Below are 17,485 nucleotides of genomic sequence, written 5' to 3'. Positions count from 1 at the left end.
TCCGACCCCACCCCAGCCTGACATTTGCTGGGGTACGTCAAGTGAACAGGAAAAGGGAATAACAGCCATTAACAACAACAAGACTGCGCCACAACCCATTCTTCTCGGTAAGCGCACTAACCTGTCGGCGCTACGTCCGACTTAATAACTAAGAAACAGGAGACTTTTTTATGGCTATTGGCGTTTGGATCAGCCTTTTTGCTTACTTTGCGCTCATGATTGGCATCGGCCTTTATGCTATGCGCAAATCCACATCCACCTCTGAAGATTACATGCTAGGTGGCCGCACCCTTAGCCCAAAGGTGGCGGCCCTGTCGGCTGGCGCTTCAGACATGAGCGGGTGGTTGCTGCTGGGGTTACCTGGGGCGATGTTCGTATCCGGCTTGGGCTCAGCCTGGATCGGTATCGGCCTGTTCGTGGGTGCCTTCTTTAACTGGGTGCTGGTGGCACCGCGCTTGCGTGAACAGACGGTGCACTATGGCAATGCGATTACGATTCCAGCCTTCTTGGCCAACCGGTTCCCCACTCGATCAATGTCGCTGAGAACGGTCTCCGCCATCGTCATCGTTATCTTTTTCGCGGTATACACGGCGTCAGGCTTAGTGGCAGGCGGTAAGCTGTTCGAAAGCGCCTTTGCTGGCGTCATCAACATTGGTGGCCTGAGCGATTACGCTACGGGCATCATCATTACGCTGGGTGTGGTACTGGTCTATACCGTGGTCGGCGGTTTCCTGGCCGTGAGCATGACGGACTTCGTGCAAGGCTGCATCATGATGCTGGCCTTGGTGATCATGCCGGCGGTGGTCCTGTTTGGCGAAGGTGGCGGTGGTTTCACCCAAGCGTCACAGACACTCAATGAGGTCGATCCCACGCTACTTTCATGGACAGAAGGATTGACCTTTATCGGCTGGCTCTCTGCCGTTACCTGGGGCCTGGGTTATTTCGGCCAACCACATATCATCGTGCGCTTCATGGCTATCCGAACGCTGAAGGATGTACCTATTGCCCGCAATATCGGCATGAGCTGGATGGCCATCTCGCTGATTGGCGCAGTCTCTCTGGGCGTGTTTGGCCGTGCCTACGCGGTCCGTAATGGCATGGACGTAGAAGATCCGGAAACGATCTTTATTATCCTAGCCGAGCTGCTGTTCCATCCGCTGATCACTGGCTTCCTCTATGCTGCTCTGCTGGCGGCGGTCATGAGTACCATTTCCAGCCAACTGCTGGTGGCCTCTTCATCACTGACTGAGGACTTCTATCGCCTGTTCTTTCGTAAAGAAGCGACCGATAAAGAGTGTGTGGGCGTAGGCCGGATCAGTGTCGTACTGGTTGGCTTGGTGGCGGCCGTTATCGCGTCAGACCCGGATTCACAGGTGCTTGGGCTAGTCAGTAATGCCTGGGCAGGCTTTGGTGCCGCGTTTGGTCCGCTGATTATCTTGTCGCTGATGTGGTCACGCACGAACGGTGCTGGCGCTATCGCTGGCATGGTAGTGGGTGCCGCTACCGTCATGATCTGGATTGCATTGGGCTGGAACGGTGAGTTTATGGGAGGTCCCGGCGTGTATGAGATCATTCCCGGCTTCATCGCTTCCTTTATTGCCATCCTGGTAGTGAGCAGTATGACGGCCGATGCGGGTGAATATCAGCACATCACTCGCTAACCAATAAGTTGTTCATGCGACCTTTGCGTGTCAGATATATCGACAACAGGAAGGTCGCTACATTACAGCCCCTCTGCGCTGTATGTGAACGGGCCACCTTCGGGTGGCCTTTTTATGCCTGCCGTTCATGTTTTGAATAACGAATCTGGCGTTAAGGCAGCCAACCCTTGCCCTAGATCAATAACCAGTGACCACCTCTTTATTAGACTCTTAAACATCATGAAGCGGCTTATCCATAGTCGCTTAGCAATGCCACTAGGAGTCAACTCATGCGTAAAGCCGCCCTTTCCACCCTACTCGTTTCCAGTATTGCCGCTGCGGCTTTGATGACCAGCAGCCAGGTATTCGCCTATGGCGCGGGTGACTTTTTTACCCGCGTGGGTGTTGCGAAAGTGGACCCGACAAGCAATAACGGTGAGATATTAGGCGCCGATGTTAATGTCGATGCGGAGACGAATTTTGCCTTCACGCTAGGCTATCGCTTCCATGACAAGATGGGCGTCGAGCTGCTGGCCGCACTACCCTTCAAACACGACCTGCAGGTGGAAGGCGTGACCGATGGCTCTACCAAGCACTTGCCACCTACCCTCACACTACAGTACTACCCGTTAGGGGGTACCGAGGCCCGTGTTCAGCCTTATGTAGGCGCAGGTATTAACTACACCCGTTTTTCAGACGAAAAAACCGATATCGGCGCGTCATTGGAGCTTGACGACTCCTGGGGCGCAGCGGGTCAAGTAGGTGTCGATCTGCTGATTGATGAACATTGGGCGTTAAATGCTGCGGCGTGGTACATCGATATCGATTCCGATGCCAAAGTGGGCGGCGCAGAGGCGGGCACTGTTGAGATCGACCCAGTAGTGGTAATGGCTGGCCTCAGCTACCGCTTCTAAGCCGCCTTCAAAAGCGTTATGACAGATGTAATTTACAAAGCCTGCCTTGCGGCAGGCTTTGTCTGTTAAATCGCTTCAATCTTTAAATACCGTTCAGCTTTCAGTAACTAACTGGTCGACTTTTTCTACCGCGCGTACAACAAGCAGTTGATGATGGGCAGGTGTTTTCTCTTGCTGTAAATAAGCGGCTACAGCGGGGGCCACCTCACACTTGGCTGGCATGGCGGCACGGGCCTCAATCAAGGCGTTTAAGCGAGCAATGAATACAAAGCGCACCCATTGAGGCAGCGACATTGTATCAATGCAAAACGGCTGCTGGCTGGCGAATGCATCAGCGTCAGGTGTCGGCATACGCCATAGATCGGCGGCTTTCATCGCGGCTTCAAGTTCTAGGAGTGCTGTCTGTAGCGGTTGAAAAGTACTCATAACGTCGTTTGTAACTACCTCGTAAAATGAAAATCGTATCTTATTACCATTATCCCCATTTGGCTGGCTGCTTGCCAATCGTGGCCACTTGTGAAGAGTGATCCATAAACTCACAGAAAACCTGCACGAGCCTGTGGATAAACTATGGAAAGGTGTCGCAGCGCTTGCTCTCATGGGGCTTTCGCACAGTTGTTTACTTTTTAACCACACTGTCATGTAAGGCATCCCCATTGGTCGGTATTTATCCGCCTCTGCGGCTGACAGTGACCCATCATCAAGGTAGAGTGCAGGCTTGCAACGCGGAAGGATGTCATGCAACCGATTCAAACCCTTGATGAGTTTTTTACCCGCAGCGGCGCAGAGGTTTCCCTTTACCATATGGGCCGCCATGTGGTCGCCTGCCCACGGGAGTCCCTCGCCGCCTTTGAGCGTGGCGAACTGGCGTGGCCAGAACCTTGGCAAGGCCAAGCACGTTTAGCCATTCTATTCCGTTTGGGGGATATGCCCGAACCTGCCATTTGGTTTTTAGCTCTGCCACTCGATGAACAGGGGATACTTGCCCCAGCTCAGCGTGATGCGTTTTTAAATCGTCTGCTGGAAACATTAGGTCGAGCTGTTTCTCAGGTGGGACGTGAAGAAACAGCGGACGTGGACCACTTAATGAAGGATAATCCCCTCGCCTTTACGCCCAGCATTACCTTTCAAGCGATGCTCAATGCCCGTGCAACTTATGACGTAGGGCTACCTGCCAGCCAGCATTTTGAGCCGGTTGAGGATTACTTGAGCGGCCAGCAGGCGATTGATTGGCAGGCATTAGGATTACAGGGAATTGCCGATTACGTCGTTCGTATGGAGTCGCCCGATGCTGACACGTTAGCGCTGAGACTGCCTGACCTACCTACCGCCGTTATTAACTCCGTGTGCTACTGTTTAGAGCACCAGCCATTGCCACAGGCATTAGTCGTCGCGCTGCAACGTCGCGGCGAAGCCGCCGCACAAGCGGGCGACATTGAAACGTTGTGTGCTTGTCTGCGCGCTGTGGGTAATACGGATGCATCAGCGGTGGGTAATTGGTACTCCGCCTTACTTAAAGAAACCACAGTTTGTGGGCCGGATGTGCTGGCTGCCATTGCCGGGCGTGGCTGGGTGTATCTTGAAGACGCTGAGCGCTTACCTCTTTTTCTACAGCGTTTGGCGGAAGATGAGCGTACTGATTTTGCCGCGGTAGTGCGTGATCTTGCACTCATCCCACGGCTACGCTTACCGGTCATGATGGCCATGCGTGATGCGCCCGAAGGTTCTTCTATTCAACACCGTTTGAGCATGATGATGTCGCAGAGAAAGGCTTGATTTGATGTTGTCATTTTTAATTGCAAGGAGTGAGCCGTGAAGGAATTACCCTATCAGGCCAAGGCGGTCATTGGACGCCGTGAAATGGTGACGCTACCTGAGCTAGGGCTTCACCTATGCTGTAAAGCGGACACGGGTGCGCGTACTTCCGCCCTGCATGCAGAAGAGATAGAGACACATGAAGATGAACATGGTCAACTATGGGTAAGTTTTATTACCCACAGCGCTGGGCCAACAACACCCGCCCATCGCTACAATCTACATTTACATGATCGACGCCGAGTCACCAGCTCAAACGGACATAGCGAGTGGCGCTATGTAATACGTACCCCAATGCAAATGGGCGATTTGAATTTTCCGGTTGAACTGACCCTGACTGACCGCAGCAATATGCGCCACCCAATGCTATTAGGACGCCGCGCCATGCGCCGCCTGCTAATTGCACCCGGTGCGGCATTTTTGCACGGTGAGCCTTAACCCCTTTTATTAGCCGCCTTTATTTAGACTCGGAGTCTCCTACATGCATATCGCTCTGCTATCGCGCAACCGTAATTTGTACTCTACACGCCGCCTGGTTGAAGCTGCAGAGCAGCGTGGGCATACCGCTCGTGTGGTGGACACGCTGCGCTGCTATATGAGTATTACTTCCCACCACCCTTCGATTCACTATAAAGGTCAAGAAATTGAGCACTTTGATGCGGTCATCCCCCGCATTGGTGCGTCGGTGACCTTTTATGGGTGCGCGCTGTTACGCCAGTTCGAGATGATGGGCACCTACGTTATCAACGATAACGTGTCTATTACTCGCTCGCGGGACAAACTACGCTCACTTCAGCTATTGTCACGCAAAGGGCTGGGGCTACCGATTACCGGCTTTGCGCACTCTCCAGACGATATTCCTGACTTGATCACCATGGTCAAAGGCGCCCCGCTGGTGATTAAGCTGCTTGAAGGCACCCAGGGAATTGGCGTGGTGTTAGCGGAAACGAACCAGGCGGCGGAATCAGTGATTCAGGCCTTCATGGGTATGAAAGCCAATATTATGGTTCAGGAGTACATTAAGGAAGCACGCGGCGCTGATATTCGCTGCTTAGTGATCGGCGATAAAGTCGTGGCTTCGATGAAACGTCAGGCGGCGGATGGTGAATTCCGCTCGAACCTACACCGCGGAGGCTCCGCCAGCGTGATCCGGATCACTCCTGAAGAGCGTTCAACGGCGATTCGTGCAGCCAAGGCCATGGGCCTGCGCGTTGCCGGTGTCGACTTGCTACGCTCAAATCACGGTCCGGTGATTATGGAGGTTAACTCTTCGCCTGGTTTGCAGGGCATTGAGAACGCCACCGGCAAGGATATTGCGGGCATGATCATTGAACACATTGAAAGAAATGCCGCTCCAGCTCGTAAAGCGCCGCCCAAGCCTAAAGGCTAAGGCAAAATCTTAAAATAATCCGATTCGGGGGTGGCAAATCGACGCTGTCCCCCCCACAATCTGCGTCACCGAAGGAGGTAGACGCTCATGTTTCTCGATAATCGCCAAGTGGCGATGGACAGCGTATTGGAAGCGCTGGCCGATAGCATTGATTATTTCCAAGACAATATCGAACGCCTGCGCCCCTCACTGCGCGACGCTTTAAAGCCGCATTATACTGAGCGGCTTAAGCAGATGCGTAAATTGCAGGAGCTTGCCCGTGCGCATTTGAAAATGCTGCCTCGGGATGCAGATGTTGAACGCGATGACTTTTTATGGCTTTGGAGCCGTCTAAAAAGCTTCGTGGGTAACGATAGTCAAGTATTGATCAATGAGTTATTAGAGCAAGAGCGTGTATTGATGCAGGCGCTCTCTTCGCTCTTTACCCATCCGTTACCTGATCCTATCGAACCGGTGGTAGAGGAATGTATGCGGGGGTGCCGTAAACTGATTCGCGAACTCTATGCGCTGCAAAAGCGCAACACGCACCGCTAGGGTGCCGTAAAGCGTTCGTTGAGTGACGGCAGAATTAGCTCGATGGGCGCACGTTTCTTAAACTCTATGGGCTCTGGAGTGCCGAGGAAATAGGGCTCCCTACCCCATAGATACAGATCGCCCAGGGTAGCCACACGCGCTGCCCACTCGCGCAGTTTTAACCGCCACTCGACTTCCACCTTGGCATCATCCGCCACACAGCCGGTAACATCCATCCCCAACGCACGTCCAATGTACACCGCACGGGGAAGGTGCCAGCTCTGGGTAATCAGTAGCGCTTTATCCAACTGAAACACATCCCGCGCCCGCGCAAGGGTGTCATAAGTGCTAAAGCCCGCAAAATCCATGGTCAATTGCTCTGATGCGACGCCGCGCCGATAAAGCTCGCGCCACATCGCTCGTGGCTCGTTATACGCTTGGGTACGATTATCGCCAGACAGCAACAGGTGCTCGACCTGGGACTGTTCAATCAAGGTGGCCGCAGTACGCATCCGCGCATGAAAGTGCGGATTCCGAACGCCGCTGCGCGTCCAGTGAGATGTACCGAAGACGACTCCAACTCTAGCGGGACGGCACTGCTGCGGCTGACGTTCGATATAAGCAGCTGTCGTCGCGAGCACCCAAAAATTGCCACCTATAAACAGCAATGTCGCCAGCAGCGACAGTGCTCCTAGCGACATTAGTAAGCGCTTTAACCATTTCAACAAGAGGTTATGCATCCAGTTCCCCAGCTGGGGTTAGAACATGCCGAGTTCAAGCTTGGCCTCGTCACTCATCATGTCACGGCTCCAGGGGGGACTGAAGACTATCTCGGTGTGTACTTTGCTGATCTGCGGTGCACCAAGAATCTTATTGCGCGCATCCGCTGCAATAACATCGCCCATACCGCATCCCGGGGCGGTTAGCGTCATACGAATAGTCGCAATGCGCTCGCCGCTGATCAGGCGCTCAATGCGGCAGCCGTAAACTAGGCCCAAATCAACAATATTGACGGGGATCTCTGGATCGAAGCAGGTGCGTAACTGATCCCACACAAACTGCTCGATTTCCTCTTCACTCGCAGTTTCAGGCAGCGTAGGGCGGGGCAACGACTCAAGCCCCAGCGCATCAAGGTTACTCCCCTCAATCAAGAAAAGTCGCCCCTCAAAACCGACGCTCACCGAGCTACCTTTAGCCTGCATGACGCTGACTACGCTATCTTCGACGAGCGTTTCCGTACTTCCAAACGGAATGGCAATAGCCTCCACATCGCGCTGGAGCGGCAACTGTTGACCCCGTTCGAGACTGGCTACTTGCTCAAGATCCATATCTGTCCTTAAAAACGTTCTTCAAAGAGCTGGCCTTAAAGAACCGACCTTAACGCACCATACCAATGACACGGTTGAGCGCTTCAATAAAGCTATCCACTTCTTCAAGCGTATTATACGCAGCAAATGAAGCACGGCACGTCGCATCGACTCCGAAATGATGCAGCAAGGGCTGCGCGCAGTGGTGGCCGGTACGAATAGCAACACCGAGTTGATCTATCAATAAGCCGATGTCTTGCGAATGCGCCCCTTCCACCACAAACGACAGCACGCCTGCTTTTTGCGGTGCGGTGCCTAAAATACGCAGCCCATCGATTCGTCCAGCCGCTTGCGTCGCGCGGTCAAGCAACTGCCCTTCCCACTTGCCGATGGCATTAACACCAACGCTTTCTACCCACTCAAGTGCACGCCCCAGCGCAATGACTTCCGCAATGGCGGGCGTTCCGGCTTCAAACTTGTGCGGAATATCGGCGAAGGTGGTGCCTGCACCGAAAGAGACGGTTTTAATCATCTCACCGCCGCCCTGCCAAGGCGGCATCGCTGCCAGCAAAGCCTGCTTGCCATACAGCACGCCTACGCCAGTAGGCCCATACACTTTGTGGCCCGAGAACGCATAGAAGTCGGCATCAATCGCCTGCACATCGACTATCTGATGAGGGGCAGCTTGGGCGCCATCAATCAGAATCAAGGCGCCGTGCTGGTGAGCAAGCGCCGCCATTTCCTGCACAGGATTAATAGTCCCTAGCGCATTAGAGACATGATTGACCGCTACCAGCTTAGTACGCTCACTCAGCAGCCCACGATAAGCAGCCATATCCAATGCGCCATTGGCCTCAACGGGAATCACTTTAATGGTAAACCCGATCTCGGCGGCTAACAGTTGCCAGGGCACGATATTGGAGTGGTGCTCCAACATGGAAATCAGCACTTCATCGCCAGGGGCAAGGTTTTTACGCCCCCAGCTTTGAGCGACTAAGTTAATGGCTTCCGTAGTGCCACGGGTAAAGATGATCTGACGCGCATCTTCCGCGTTGAGAAAAGCCCGAACCTTGTGACGCGTGCCTTCGAACGCCGCCGTCGCCTCATCGGCGAGGGTATGTAGCCCACGGTGAATATTGGCGTTATAGCGCGAGTAGTAATCGCTAAAAACGTCAATCACCTGTTGAGGCGTCTGGCTAGTCGCCGCATTGTCTAAGTAGATTAACGGTTTGCCGTGCACTTCACGGGCAAGCACCGGAAAATCCTGACGCAGACGGGCGACATCAAAGGGTGCTTGCACTTGCGCGGGCGCCTGCTCAATAACGGTATTTGGCATCAATCACTCCTCGTTGAGCCCTTGAAGCTAGTCTTTAAAAGCGGGCCTTTAAAAGCGGGTCTTAAAGAGCTAGTCGTTAATTGCGGCTGCCGCTTCAACAAGCCCAGCAAGATTAAAGCGCTCCGGCAACTTACCCGCAACCGCGAGTTCAACGCGCTCGGCAATCGCATCCAGGCTAACTTTATCCAACACCTCTCCCGCAAAGGCGAGGGTTAGCAGGCCTCGTGCGGTGGCTTCATCGATACCGCGCGTGCGCAGGGCATAGATCGCCTCTTCGTCCAGCTGGCCGGTAGTGGTGCCGTGTGAGCACTTAACATCATCGGCGTAGATTTCAAGCTCAGGCTTGGCATCGATGTGGGCACGATCCGACAGCAGTAGGTTTTGATTGCTCTGAAACCCTTCAATCTTCTGACTATCGCGCTTGACGTAGACCTTGCCGTTAAACACGCCGTGAGCGCGGTCATCCAGAATGCCCTTGTAGTTCTCATTGGAGAACGTCAGCGGTGCGTTGTGGTTGACCTTGGTGTGGTTATCGACGTGTTGGCGTCCTTGACCAAAGAACAGGCCCAGAAAATTAGTTTCAGCGCCCTGGCCGTTCAAATCACTGATCAAGTCGTTGCGCACCAGTGCGCCACCCAGGCTCAGGTTGTACGAGGTATAGCGCGTATCGCGGCTCTGCTCGACATGAATGCTCGCCACGTGCATATCGCCCAACGGTGCTTCCTGCAGCTTGTAGTGAGCCAGTATCGCCCCACGATCAAGCATCAGTTCACCCACGACGTTGGTGAAGTTGGTCGCTTCGCTTTCGCCGGTGTAGTGTTCAATCAGCGTGGCTTCGCTGCGGCTACCTGCTTCCACCAGTACGCGCGGGTGGCACATCACCGGCTGGCCAGCGCGGGACAGAAACTGCAGCAGGATAGGTTTCTCAACGACTGTTCCCGGTGCAATGCGAACCACAGCGCCCTCTTCCATAAACGCCGTATTCAGCGCCGCAAACGGTGAGAAATCCACCCCGGTTAAGCGCCCCAGCGGGCCACCAACCGCTTCGTGATTCTCTGCTAACGCTTTAGAGAGCGGTAATACCTGGACACTTGACGGGAGCGAGTCCACATCCGAGAGCGCCGACGAGAAAACGCCATCTACAAACGTCAGGCGATAAGCATCAATGGGCAGCGTCAGTGCCGCGGCACTGGCCTGAGAGAACTCGGCGTTGTCGGCGAGCGCAAAGTTGCCCTGGGCGATCGAGCGCACATCGGTGTACTTCCACTCTTCATCACGCCTAGTGGGGAAACCCAGCGCTTCAAAACGTGCAGCACCCGCTTGGCGCCGAGCGGCAATCCAGGTGGGCTCTGCCGTGTAGCTCGAGCTGCGCGCCTTCAGCGTGTCTAAAAAGGTTTGCGTATCGCTCATGCCACAGACTCCTCGATACCTTCGTACCCATTGGCTTCCAGTTGCTTGGCTAGTTCCGCGTCGCCAGTTTTCACGATACGGCCATCGACCAAGACGTGGACTTTGTCCGGAATAATGTAGTCGAGCAGACGCTGGTAGTGAGTCACCAGCAGGATAGCGCGGTCTTCAGCGCGCAGGCTGTTGACACCATCGGCGACCACTTTCATGGCGTCGATATCCAGGCCGGAGTCGATCTCGTCGAGCATGGCAAGCTTCGGCTGAAGCACTAGCATTTGCAGGATCTCGTTACGCTTTTTCTCACCGCCAGAGAAGCCTTCGTTAACGGCGCGCTGTAGGAAGCTGGCGTCCATTTTCATGTAACCAAGCTTCTCTTTCACCAGCTTCATAAACTCCGGCGCTGGCATTTCGCCCTCGCCACGCGCTACGCGCTGGGCATTAAGCGCCGACTTCAGTAGGTAGATGTTTTTAACCCCAGGGATCTCAACCGGGTACTGGAAACCCAGCAGCAAACCAGCCTGGGCGCGCTCTTCAATTTCCATTTCGAGCACGTCTTTGCCTTCAAAGGTAATGGTGCCCTGGGTAACTTCATAGCCATCCTTACCAGCGATGACCGCCGATAGCGTCGATTTACCCGCGCCGTTCGGCCCCATGATGGCGTGCACTTCACCCGCGTTGATAGTCAGGGTGAGGCCTTTCAGGATTTCATTGCCTTCGACGGTGACGTGTAAATCATTCACTTGCAACATATTGATTACCTTCTAATTCTGGCGAGTCGCTACGGCGACACTAATAAAATGAGTGACTGAACGGCTAGGACTTAACCTACTGCGCCTTCCAGGGTGACGTTAAGCAGCGCTTCCGCTTCTACGGCAAACTCCATCGGCAGCTCTTGGAAGACGTCTTTACAGAAGCCATTCACAATCATGCTGACCGCGTCTTCTTCCGAGATACCGCGGCTCTGGCAGTAGAACAGCTGGTCTTCACCGATTTTAGAAGTGGTCGCTTCGTGCTCAATGGTCGCCGTACTGTTGCCAATTTCTTGATAAGGGAAGGTGTGCGCACCGCACTTATCGCCAATTAGCAAAGAGTCACACTGGGTAAAGTTACGTGCCCCTTTGGCGCGCGGGCCGATTTTCACCAAGCCGCGATACGACTGATTGCTGCGACCGGCAGAGATACCTTTAGCAACGATATACGAACGGGTACCTTCGCCAATGTGAATCATCTTGGTGCCGGTATCGGCCTGTTGGCGTCCGTTAGTCACGGCGACAGAGTAAAACTCGCCGATACTGTCTTTGCCGCGCAGTACGCAGGAAGGATATTTCCAGGTAATCGCCGAGCCAGTTTCAACTTGAGTCCAGCTAATCCGCGAGCGGTCGCCACGACAATCGCCGCGCTTGGTTACAAAGTTGTAGATACCGCCCTTGCCATTCTCATCACCGGGATACCAGTTCTGTACCGTGGAGTATTTGATATAGGCGTCGTCTAGGGCGACAAGCTCTACCACCGCGGCGTGCAGCTGGTTTTCATCGCGCATTGGCGCGGTACAGCCCTCCAGGTAGGAAACCTGGGCGCGGCTTTCGCAAATAATCAGCGTGCGCTCAAACTGGCCGGTGTTGGCCGCGTTAATGCGGAAGTAAGTGGACAGCTCCATCGGGCAGGTCACACCTTCTGGAACGAACACGAAGGAGCCGTCGGTGAACACCGCTGAGTTCAGCGCCGCAAAGTAGTTATCTGCCACGGGCACCACGGTGCCCAGATACTGTTTGATCAGCTCTGGGTAGTCGCGGATAGCTTCGGAGATGGAGCAGAAAATCACGCCTGCCTCACCCAGCTGTTTTTTGAAAGTGGTCGCAACCGACACCGAGTCGAATACTGCGTCTACTGCCACGCCTGCCAGCGCCGCACGTTCGTGCAGCGGAATGCCCAACTTCTCATAGGTTTCCAGCAGCTTGGGGTCGACTTCATCCAGGCTCTGCGGGCCGTCTTCCGGGCGCTTCGGCGCACTGAAATAGGAAATCGATTGGTAATCGATCGGTGGATAATCAAGATGCGCCCAAGATGGCGCTTCCATCTTCAACCACTGACGATAGGCATCCAGGCGCCACTCCAGCATCCACTCGGGTTCGCCCTTCTTCTTGGAAATAAAGGCGATGGTGTTTTCATCCAGGCCAGGTGGCAGGGTGTCGCTTTCAATATCGGTTACGAAGCCGTCTTTGTATTCGCGACGAACCAACTGTTCCATTTCTTCGCTTGCCATGGTGATACCCTCCGGGCAGTTGGGTGGCGAGATCATCGCCTTTAATAATAAAGTAGGCCTGCTGTACTTGCGCCGCTGTTAGGCAGACGCTGCCGACAGGCTGATCGTTTGAATTGGCAATTGCACCGGCAATTTAATCGGCGCTGTATCGGCTAAATGCGCTAAGGTCACGCTTTCAAGCAGCGTTCGCATCGCCAATGAAACCCGCTGCCAGTTGTCAGCCACACCACAGGTAGCCACAAGTTCGCAATCGCCTTCCGCTTGGCTACACTCGGTCATGGCAACAGGGCCTTCAATCGCCGCAATAATGTCGGCTGCCGTAATCTGTGATGCTGGCCGCGCCAAGCGATAACCGCCTTGAGCACCACGCTGGGAAACCAACAGCCCCGCACGTGCCAACATTTTAAGTGTTTTACTTACCGTGGGGTGTGGCAGCTGCACAGCCTCAGCCAAGTCGGCCGCTGCATGTGATGCTTGGGAGTGACGGGCAATTTGTGCCATCACTACAGCGGCATAATCTGTCAGCCGAGAAAGCTTGAGCATGTCGACTCCCCTTTTATGTGCTTGGTACGCAGTCAATCAACTCGTTGGCTGCATCAATTGAGTACCATTTTAGTCCTGTATAAATTTGATGTGAAGCCCTTGAGCCAAATGGTTAGCAATTTGAGCAAAATAACAGCACGATCGACGCTAATCGCATCAAAAACAACAATCATTATCATTTAAAAAAGCTATTAGCTTTATACTGCTGCTGGCTATCGCTTTGCATGTATGAACAGCGTCTGGTAATTTCGATTGAGTATTGAGTGCCATCGCTCTGGATGGCGGCTTGCTATTCGAGGATTAAAAGATGGATTCAGCAGTCAACAATATGGTCAGCGCCTCAATGGCGATGCAGCAGGTGCAAGTAGTCCAGCAGGCCCAGTTTAACGTTTTTAAAGAGGCGTTAGACGGACAAGCAACGCATATTACTGCGCTAATGGACAGCGTTGCCCAGGCGCCACAGCTGGCCACAAGTGGAAGCGTCGGTACGCAAATTAATACTACTGCGTAAAAGTCGAGGGCTGATAAATCAATAGCCCCCTGACATCAGAGGGCTATTTTTTTGACTGTCTGGTTTAACACTAGGCTTTCTTAACAAATTCAGATTTAAGCTTCATCGGGCCGATGCCGTCTATTTTACAGTCGATATCGTGATCGCCGCCCACCAACCGGATACTCTTCACTTTGGTGCCTACTTTAACCACCAGTGAACTGCCTTTAACCTTCAAATCCTTGATCACCGTGACACTATCGCCGTCGACCAACATGTTGCCGTTAGCATCGCGCACGCCTGAAGCTTCTTCAGCGCTCTCCTCTGCTACCTTTGACCACTCGTGGCCACACTCTGGGCAGACGTATTGAAGCCCATCATCGTAGCTAAATTCGGAAGCGCAGGCAGGACAGTTAGGCAGATCACTCATAGGAAGGCTCCATCGCTTGGCTAAAAGAAAAGTCTGGTTCAAGGTCTAAGAAAGCGATGGAGCCTACACGGATTATTCCGCTTGTCTACTTTTGCGGATGCGATCAATCACGCTGATACGTGCCTACCAAACGATTCATGCCTAGCAGATTAGGCTCTATTTCTTTGAGAAGCTCGGCAAGCGTCAGCCCTTCAGGCAACGACGTTTGATGGTCCAGCGCTAACACCCAGAAATAGTAAAGATGTTTACCATGCCCTTCAGGGGGCATCGGACCAAAGTAACCAACTTCGCCTTTATCATTGGCGCCAGCAGTGCCCACAACACTCTTTTCAGTTAACTCATGGGTATCAGCGGGCAAGTTATAGAGCACCCAATGTACAAAGCCGTAGCTGCCATCCTTGACCAAAGGAGCATCTGGATCGTGACAGATAACAGCGAAACCCTGGGTTCCCTCAGGGGCATCTTTCCAAGCTAGGGCAGGCGAAACATTTTCCCCCTCACCAGTGTGCTTGGAAGGAATCGCTTGATGATCAGCAAACGCTGGGCTGGTAACCTGCATTGATGAAAGTGCAAATGCCATGCTTTTCTCCTCGGTCTATCTGATGGGCCTTGGTTTATCTAATGCCTTGATTTATCTGATGAGCCGCTGCTGAGTGTGAAGGCTATTAATCAGCGGGTCACCTGCTCAGCGTGTTGTTGCCACCACTGCTGAGCAGACGCCACATTCTCAGCATTATGTGTGGGGTCAAGTACTACCCCTAACTGAACGTAATCGCCACCTGTTCGAACCATTAGCTGAGGATCTTGAGTGGCTAGCTGAAGCGCGTAGAGAACCAGCATTTGTTCATACGCATCGCTGGTGTTCAACCGAGCAAACAGCAGTGGAACAGCAGGAAGCCCTATTTCGCCTAATTGCTCAGCGGCAATGTACCAGGGACGACGGTTGTCACGATCACCGTAGCTGGTCACAAAACGCCGATCTGCCAAACGGCTAACATAGTAGGACGCTTCCTCTTCGGGACTGATAAATAGCGGCGGCACCCAGTCACGCGCCGTGGCGGCCTCCGGCGCTGTCGTGGCGGCAGGCGCGGGTTGCGGGCTGGCTAACGGTGCATCAGCCGCTGTCTGGCTAGGGGTGGGCGAAGGATGCTGTCCACCGGCACAGCCCGCGAGCAATAAGCTTACACCTACCCCTACCACCCTTAGATATAGCGCACTTCGCTGCATTGTCAGGCTTCCTTTGCTAGACATTAAAGAGGCCATCGGCCCTGTTTCTTTAGGCGACGCTTTACCCACACATCATAAAGGGTTCGCAGTGCTGGTTTAATCCCAGGCAAGCCAATCAGCCAAGCGACCGGGACCAGTAACGGAACACGCTTCATCAACAAACGGTAGGCGTCAATACCTTCTATTAATTGACCTTGCTCGGTTTCGACATGCAGAGAGCGTAGCGCTACTGCAGGGTCAACACCCTTTGCACGTAGGGCTTGCTCATGTTCGCCCACATCAAGCCAACCGATATCTTTTGCATGGCGCCCCGACCAGCGCTCATAGCGCCGACGCTCTTGTCGACAAAGAGGGCACTGGGCATCGTAATAGACATTGATCAATGTCTTACTGGACATATTGCTTCTCAACTTTAAGACTCTTAAGCAGTGTGGCATTTTCAATATGTGGCGCAACCCCTTGCTGCCCCACGTTTCAATTAGGTCTTTGCTATGAATGCTGAATTGAGTAATGAATTTAGTAAACAACTGTTAGTGATTGCTCATGCCCCGTCGGCGAACACCCGCCTTCTGCGCGAAGCGGCCGCGCGGAGCGCTAGTCATCCTGATCTTGAGCAGGTGCAGTGCGTAGTGAAAGCGCCTTTAGAGGCAGGCCCAGAGGATGTACTAGCCTGCGATGCCATCTTGCTCGGTACCACGGAGAATCTGGGCTATATGAGTGGCGCGCTAAAAGATTTCTTTGACCGCACCTACTATTCTGTTCTAGAAAAAAAGCAAGGATTGCCCTGTGCGCTCTATATCCGTGCAGGCCATGACGGCACGGGCACTCAGCGCGCAGTAGAAAGCATCGTGACTGGCTTACGCTGGCGCTGGGTACAGCCCCCTCTCATTTTACGCGGTGAATGGCAGCCAACGTTTGCAGATCAAGTAGAAGAAATTAGCATGACCTTAGCATTTAGTGTTGAAAGCGGCATTGTATAAAAACGCGCAGCCTGCCTTACTGCAGGTAAGCACTTCGTGCATTCAGTGCGATTGAGAGTAATCAACGCACGATTCTTAGGTAGCCATTATGCACAACGTCATTGCCTTTTATGATGATCGCGTACTCGCTCACGAACCCAACATTGATGCCGATTTTCTACCTCAGCGAATCGATAAGCGTATTCGCCATCTGCTTGCTGGCTTACCTGTGCCTTGGAAATATCCTGAGCACCCTGGGCGATTAACCGCTATTCAACAGCTGCTTGAGAGAGCCCCCATTGAAGGTTTAAAAATTGAAGGGGGTAAAGCGGCTACCCATGAGCAGTTAGCGCGTGTGCATACTACTTCCTATCTAAGCGACATTTTCAGCCTGCGCGGTAAAAATGCCTGGCTGGATGTGGACACCACCGCGGTTTCACCGGGTAGCGTTGATGCCGCTGAAGTCGCCGCTGGAACGGCTATTGCCGCAGTGGAAGCAGTGATGGAAAAACGCACTAAAAGCGCCTTTGCTCTTGTGCGCCCGCCAGGGCACCACGCAGAACCCGTTCGCGCCCGCGGCTTTTGCTTGTTTAACAATGTAGCTGTAGCGGCAGCCCATGCCCGCAGCGCGCTAGGTTGCGAAAGAGTGCTCATTGTTGATTGGGACGCCCACCACGGCAATGGTACTCAGGATATTTTCTGGGCAGAGCCCGACGTGATGTTTTTTGATATTCACCGCGCCGCCCCCTTCTACCCCGGTTCTGGCCACCTGGAAGAAGTAGGCGCCGGTTTGGGGGAAGGCACCACCATCAACGTACCACTACCTGCTGGCGCCGGTGATGAAGCGTATTTGAAAGCCTTTCGCGACATCCTGGCGCCAGCAGCTGCCTGGTTTAAACCTGATATCATTTTAGTATCAGCAGGCTTTGACCCCCACTGGCATGACTTGGCGCTCAACGTCTCCTACGAAGGATTTGGCGCGCTAACCGGCTTTATGCAACAGCTGGCCGAACAGCACTGCGAGGGCCGTTTGGTATTCGTATTAGAGGGCGGCTACAACCTTGAGTCACTGGCCAACGGTACAAGGGCGGTGCTCGCGGTTCTGGCGGGCAACACAGTACCGGTACCCGATACCTGCGGTATTGCGGAAGTTCAAGCCGCAGCGGATTTTCACCGCACGGCTTTTCAATCTGAACCTGAATAGTGCTTTTCTGAACAAAAACCTGACAAATAAAAACGGCACCTCGAAGG

At 53.6% G+C, this 17,485-nt stretch carries 21 protein-coding genes; 9 read left to right on the top strand and 12 right to left on the bottom strand.

Going from position 1 to position 17,485, the window contains the following annotated elements:
- The first annotated feature begins 170 nt into the window (after positions 1-170).
- Together putP and V8L70_RS17810 are read left to right on the top strand one after the other, a co-directional pair.
- Positions 171-1,661: a sodium/proline symporter PutP gene (putP, locus tag V8L70_RS17815; protein ID WP_008957017.1), complete on the top strand. Its 1,491-nt coding sequence runs from the start codon at positions 171-173 to the stop codon at positions 1,659-1,661.
- A 269-nt stretch (positions 1,662-1,930) separates the two neighbouring features.
- The gene (locus V8L70_RS17810; RefSeq protein WP_101145268.1) at positions 1,931-2,554 is read left to right on the top strand and encodes an OmpW/AlkL family protein; all 624 of its coding nucleotides are present in this window, start codon (positions 1,931-1,933) and stop codon (positions 2,552-2,554) included.
- Positions 2,555-2,647: 93 nt separating this feature from the next.
- Here the strand turns inward: V8L70_RS17810 and V8L70_RS17805 are convergent, their stop codons facing one another.
- A complete protein-coding gene (locus V8L70_RS17805; protein WP_008957019.1) occupies positions 2,648-2,980 on the bottom strand; it encodes a YqcC family protein in 333 nt (110 codons plus the stop codon).
- Positions 2,981-3,292: 312 nt separating this feature from the next.
- On the opposite strand from V8L70_RS17805, the gene V8L70_RS17800 reads away from it, so the two are divergent.
- The 4 genes from V8L70_RS17800 (at position 3,293) to V8L70_RS17785 (ending at position 6,293) form a co-directional block, all read left to right on the top strand.
- The gene (locus tag V8L70_RS17800) at positions 3,293-4,330 is read left to right on the top strand and encodes a DUF3549 family protein (protein ID WP_101145269.1); all 1,038 of its coding nucleotides are present in this window, start codon (positions 3,293-3,295) and stop codon (positions 4,328-4,330) included.
- A gap of 36 nt (positions 4,331-4,366) precedes the next feature.
- The gene (locus tag V8L70_RS17795; RefSeq protein WP_008957021.1) at positions 4,367-4,807 is read left to right on the top strand and encodes an ATP-dependent zinc protease family protein; all 441 of its coding nucleotides are present in this window, start codon (positions 4,367-4,369) and stop codon (positions 4,805-4,807) included.
- A 43-nt stretch (positions 4,808-4,850) separates the two neighbouring features.
- Positions 4,851-5,759: a 30S ribosomal protein S6--L-glutamate ligase gene (rimK, locus tag V8L70_RS17790; RefSeq protein ID WP_008957022.1), complete on the top strand. Its 909-nt coding sequence runs from the start codon at positions 4,851-4,853 to the stop codon at positions 5,757-5,759.
- An 87-nt stretch (positions 5,760-5,846) separates the two neighbouring features.
- Complete coding sequence (locus V8L70_RS17785; protein WP_008957023.1) at positions 5,847-6,293, top strand: hypothetical protein; 447 nt, start codon at positions 5,847-5,849, stop codon at positions 6,291-6,293.
- Here the strand turns inward: V8L70_RS17785 and V8L70_RS17780 are convergent.
- The 7 genes from V8L70_RS17780 to V8L70_RS17750 all read right to left on the bottom strand — a co-directional run bounded on the left by V8L70_RS17780 (position 6,290) and on the right by V8L70_RS17750 (position 13,128).
- The gene (locus V8L70_RS17780; RefSeq protein WP_035586392.1) at positions 6,290-7,012 is read right to left on the bottom strand and encodes a SanA/YdcF family protein; all 723 of its coding nucleotides are present in this window, start codon (positions 7,010-7,012) and stop codon (positions 6,290-6,292) included. The two genes, V8L70_RS17785 and V8L70_RS17780, sit on opposite strands and share 4 nt — an antisense overlap.
- Before the next feature lie 18 nt (positions 7,013-7,030).
- Positions 7,031-7,600 (bottom strand): putative Fe-S cluster assembly protein SufT, encoded by a 570-nt coding sequence (gene sufT / locus V8L70_RS17775; protein ID WP_101145270.1) that lies wholly within the window; start codon positions 7,598-7,600, stop codon positions 7,031-7,033.
- A 49-nt stretch (positions 7,601-7,649) separates the two neighbouring features.
- Positions 7,650-8,915 (bottom strand): cysteine desulfurase, encoded by a 1,266-nt coding sequence (locus V8L70_RS17770; protein ID WP_101145271.1) that lies wholly within the window; start codon positions 8,913-8,915, stop codon positions 7,650-7,652.
- A 69-nt stretch (positions 8,916-8,984) separates the two neighbouring features.
- Positions 8,985-10,325 (bottom strand): Fe-S cluster assembly protein SufD, encoded by a 1,341-nt coding sequence (sufD, locus tag V8L70_RS17765; RefSeq protein WP_008957027.1) that lies wholly within the window; start codon positions 10,323-10,325, stop codon positions 8,985-8,987.
- Positions 10,322-11,071 carry a Fe-S cluster assembly ATPase SufC gene (sufC, locus tag V8L70_RS17760; RefSeq protein ID WP_008957028.1) on the bottom strand — a complete coding sequence of 250 codons (750 nt, stop codon included), beginning with the start codon at positions 11,069-11,071 and terminating at the stop codon, positions 10,322-10,324. The genes sufD and sufC overlap by 4 nt, the downstream gene beginning before the upstream one ends.
- Before the next feature lie 71 nt (positions 11,072-11,142).
- On the bottom strand, positions 11,143-12,585 hold the full coding sequence (gene sufB, locus V8L70_RS17755) for a Fe-S cluster assembly protein SufB (protein WP_008957029.1): 1,443 nt from the start codon (positions 12,583-12,585) through the stop codon (positions 11,143-11,145).
- A 78-nt stretch (positions 12,586-12,663) separates the two neighbouring features.
- A complete protein-coding gene (locus V8L70_RS17750; RefSeq protein WP_008957030.1) occupies positions 12,664-13,128 on the bottom strand; it encodes an SUF system Fe-S cluster assembly regulator in 465 nt (154 codons plus the stop codon).
- 307 nt (positions 13,129-13,435) lie between these two features.
- Between V8L70_RS17750 and V8L70_RS17745 the strand changes: the two genes are divergently transcribed.
- A complete protein-coding gene (locus V8L70_RS17745) occupies positions 13,436-13,639 on the top strand; it encodes a putative motility protein (RefSeq protein WP_101145272.1) in 204 nt (67 codons plus the stop codon).
- Positions 13,640-13,709: 70 nt separating this feature from the next.
- On the opposite strand, the gene V8L70_RS17740 is transcribed toward V8L70_RS17745, so the two are convergent.
- The 4 genes from V8L70_RS17740 to V8L70_RS17725 all read right to left on the bottom strand — a co-directional run bounded on the left by V8L70_RS17740 (position 13,710) and on the right by V8L70_RS17725 (position 15,673).
- The gene (locus V8L70_RS17740) at positions 13,710-14,048 is read right to left on the bottom strand and encodes a zinc ribbon domain-containing protein YjdM (RefSeq protein WP_101145273.1); all 339 of its coding nucleotides are present in this window, start codon (positions 14,046-14,048) and stop codon (positions 13,710-13,712) included.
- A gap of 103 nt (positions 14,049-14,151) precedes the next feature.
- Complete coding sequence (locus V8L70_RS17735; protein WP_101145274.1) at positions 14,152-14,628, bottom strand: YbhB/YbcL family Raf kinase inhibitor-like protein; 477 nt, start codon at positions 14,626-14,628, stop codon at positions 14,152-14,154.
- An 89-nt stretch (positions 14,629-14,717) separates the two neighbouring features.
- On the bottom strand, positions 14,718-15,275 hold the full coding sequence (locus tag V8L70_RS17730; RefSeq protein ID WP_101145275.1) for a hypothetical protein: 558 nt from the start codon (positions 15,273-15,275) through the stop codon (positions 14,718-14,720).
- Between the two features lie 23 nt (positions 15,276-15,298).
- Complete coding sequence (locus V8L70_RS17725) at positions 15,299-15,673, bottom strand: thiol-disulfide oxidoreductase DCC family protein (protein ID WP_101145276.1); 375 nt, start codon at positions 15,671-15,673, stop codon at positions 15,299-15,301.
- Positions 15,674-15,766: 93 nt separating this feature from the next.
- Between V8L70_RS17725 and V8L70_RS17720 the strand changes: the two genes are divergently transcribed.
- Both V8L70_RS17720 and V8L70_RS17715 read left to right on the top strand, forming a co-directional pair.
- Entirely contained in the window at positions 15,767-16,255 is a 489-nt protein-coding gene (locus V8L70_RS17720) for a flavodoxin family protein (protein WP_101145277.1), read from the top strand.
- Positions 16,256-16,343: 88 nt separating this feature from the next.
- Positions 16,344-17,438, top strand: coding sequence for a histone deacetylase family protein (locus V8L70_RS17715; RefSeq protein WP_101145278.1), 1,095 nt, complete (start codon positions 16,344-16,346; stop codon positions 17,436-17,438).
- Positions 17,439-17,485 lie beyond the last annotated feature (47 nt).

The sequence above is a fragment of the Vreelandella arctica genome (assembly GCF_037070215.1).
Lineage (GTDB): Bacteria > Pseudomonadota > Gammaproteobacteria > Pseudomonadales > Halomonadaceae > Vreelandella > Vreelandella arctica.
Note: the sequence above shows the minus strand (reverse complement) of the source record. Positions and strands in the feature narration are given on the sequence as shown.

Coding starts and splice junctions, on each gene's coding strand:
- sufB (WP_008957029.1), bottom strand. CDS start 12,585: ATGGCAAGCGAAGAAATGGAACAGTTGGTTCGTCGCGAATACAAAGAC.
- V8L70_RS17780 (WP_035586392.1), bottom strand. CDS start 7,012: ATGCATAACCTCTTGTTGAAATGGTTAAAGCGCTTACTAATGTCGCTA.
- V8L70_RS17805 (WP_008957019.1), bottom strand. CDS start 2,980: ATGAGTACTTTTCAACCGCTACAGACAGCACTCCTAGAACTTGAAGCC.
- rimK (WP_008957022.1), top strand. CDS start 4,851: ATGCATATCGCTCTGCTATCGCGCAACCGTAATTTGTACTCTACACGC.
- sufC (WP_008957028.1), bottom strand. CDS start 11,071: ATGTTGCAAGTGAATGATTTACACGTCACCGTCGAAGGCAATGAAATC.
- V8L70_RS17720 (WP_101145277.1), top strand. CDS start 15,767: ATGAATGCTGAATTGAGTAATGAATTTAGTAAACAACTGTTAGTGATT.
- V8L70_RS17800 (WP_101145269.1), top strand. CDS start 3,293: ATGCAACCGATTCAAACCCTTGATGAGTTTTTTACCCGCAGCGGCGCA.
- V8L70_RS17745 (WP_101145272.1), top strand. CDS start 13,436: ATGGATTCAGCAGTCAACAATATGGTCAGCGCCTCAATGGCGATGCAG.
- sufD (WP_008957027.1), bottom strand. CDS start 10,325: ATGAGCGATACGCAAACCTTTTTAGACACGCTGAAGGCGCGCAGCTCG.
- V8L70_RS17725 (WP_101145276.1), bottom strand. CDS start 15,673: ATGTCCAGTAAGACATTGATCAATGTCTATTACGATGCCCAGTGCCCT.
- V8L70_RS17785 (WP_008957023.1), top strand. CDS start 5,847: ATGTTTCTCGATAATCGCCAAGTGGCGATGGACAGCGTATTGGAAGCG.
- V8L70_RS17740 (WP_101145273.1), bottom strand. CDS start 14,048: ATGAGTGATCTGCCTAACTGTCCTGCCTGCGCTTCCGAATTTAGCTAC.
- V8L70_RS17750 (WP_008957030.1), bottom strand. CDS start 13,128: ATGCTCAAGCTTTCTCGGCTGACAGATTATGCCGCTGTAGTGATGGCA.
- putP (WP_008957017.1), top strand. CDS start 171: ATGGCTATTGGCGTTTGGATCAGCCTTTTTGCTTACTTTGCGCTCATG.
- V8L70_RS17770 (WP_101145271.1), bottom strand. CDS start 8,915: ATGCCAAATACCGTTATTGAGCAGGCGCCCGCGCAAGTGCAAGCACCC.
- V8L70_RS17730 (WP_101145275.1), bottom strand. CDS start 15,275: ATGCAGCGAAGTGCGCTATATCTAAGGGTGGTAGGGGTAGGTGTAAGC.
- V8L70_RS17810 (WP_101145268.1), top strand. CDS start 1,931: ATGCGTAAAGCCGCCCTTTCCACCCTACTCGTTTCCAGTATTGCCGCT.
- V8L70_RS17715 (WP_101145278.1), top strand. CDS start 16,344: ATGCACAACGTCATTGCCTTTTATGATGATCGCGTACTCGCTCACGAA.
- sufT (WP_101145270.1), bottom strand. CDS start 7,600: ATGGATCTTGAGCAAGTAGCCAGTCTCGAACGGGGTCAACAGTTGCCG.
- V8L70_RS17735 (WP_101145274.1), bottom strand. CDS start 14,628: ATGGCATTTGCACTTTCATCAATGCAGGTTACCAGCCCAGCGTTTGCT.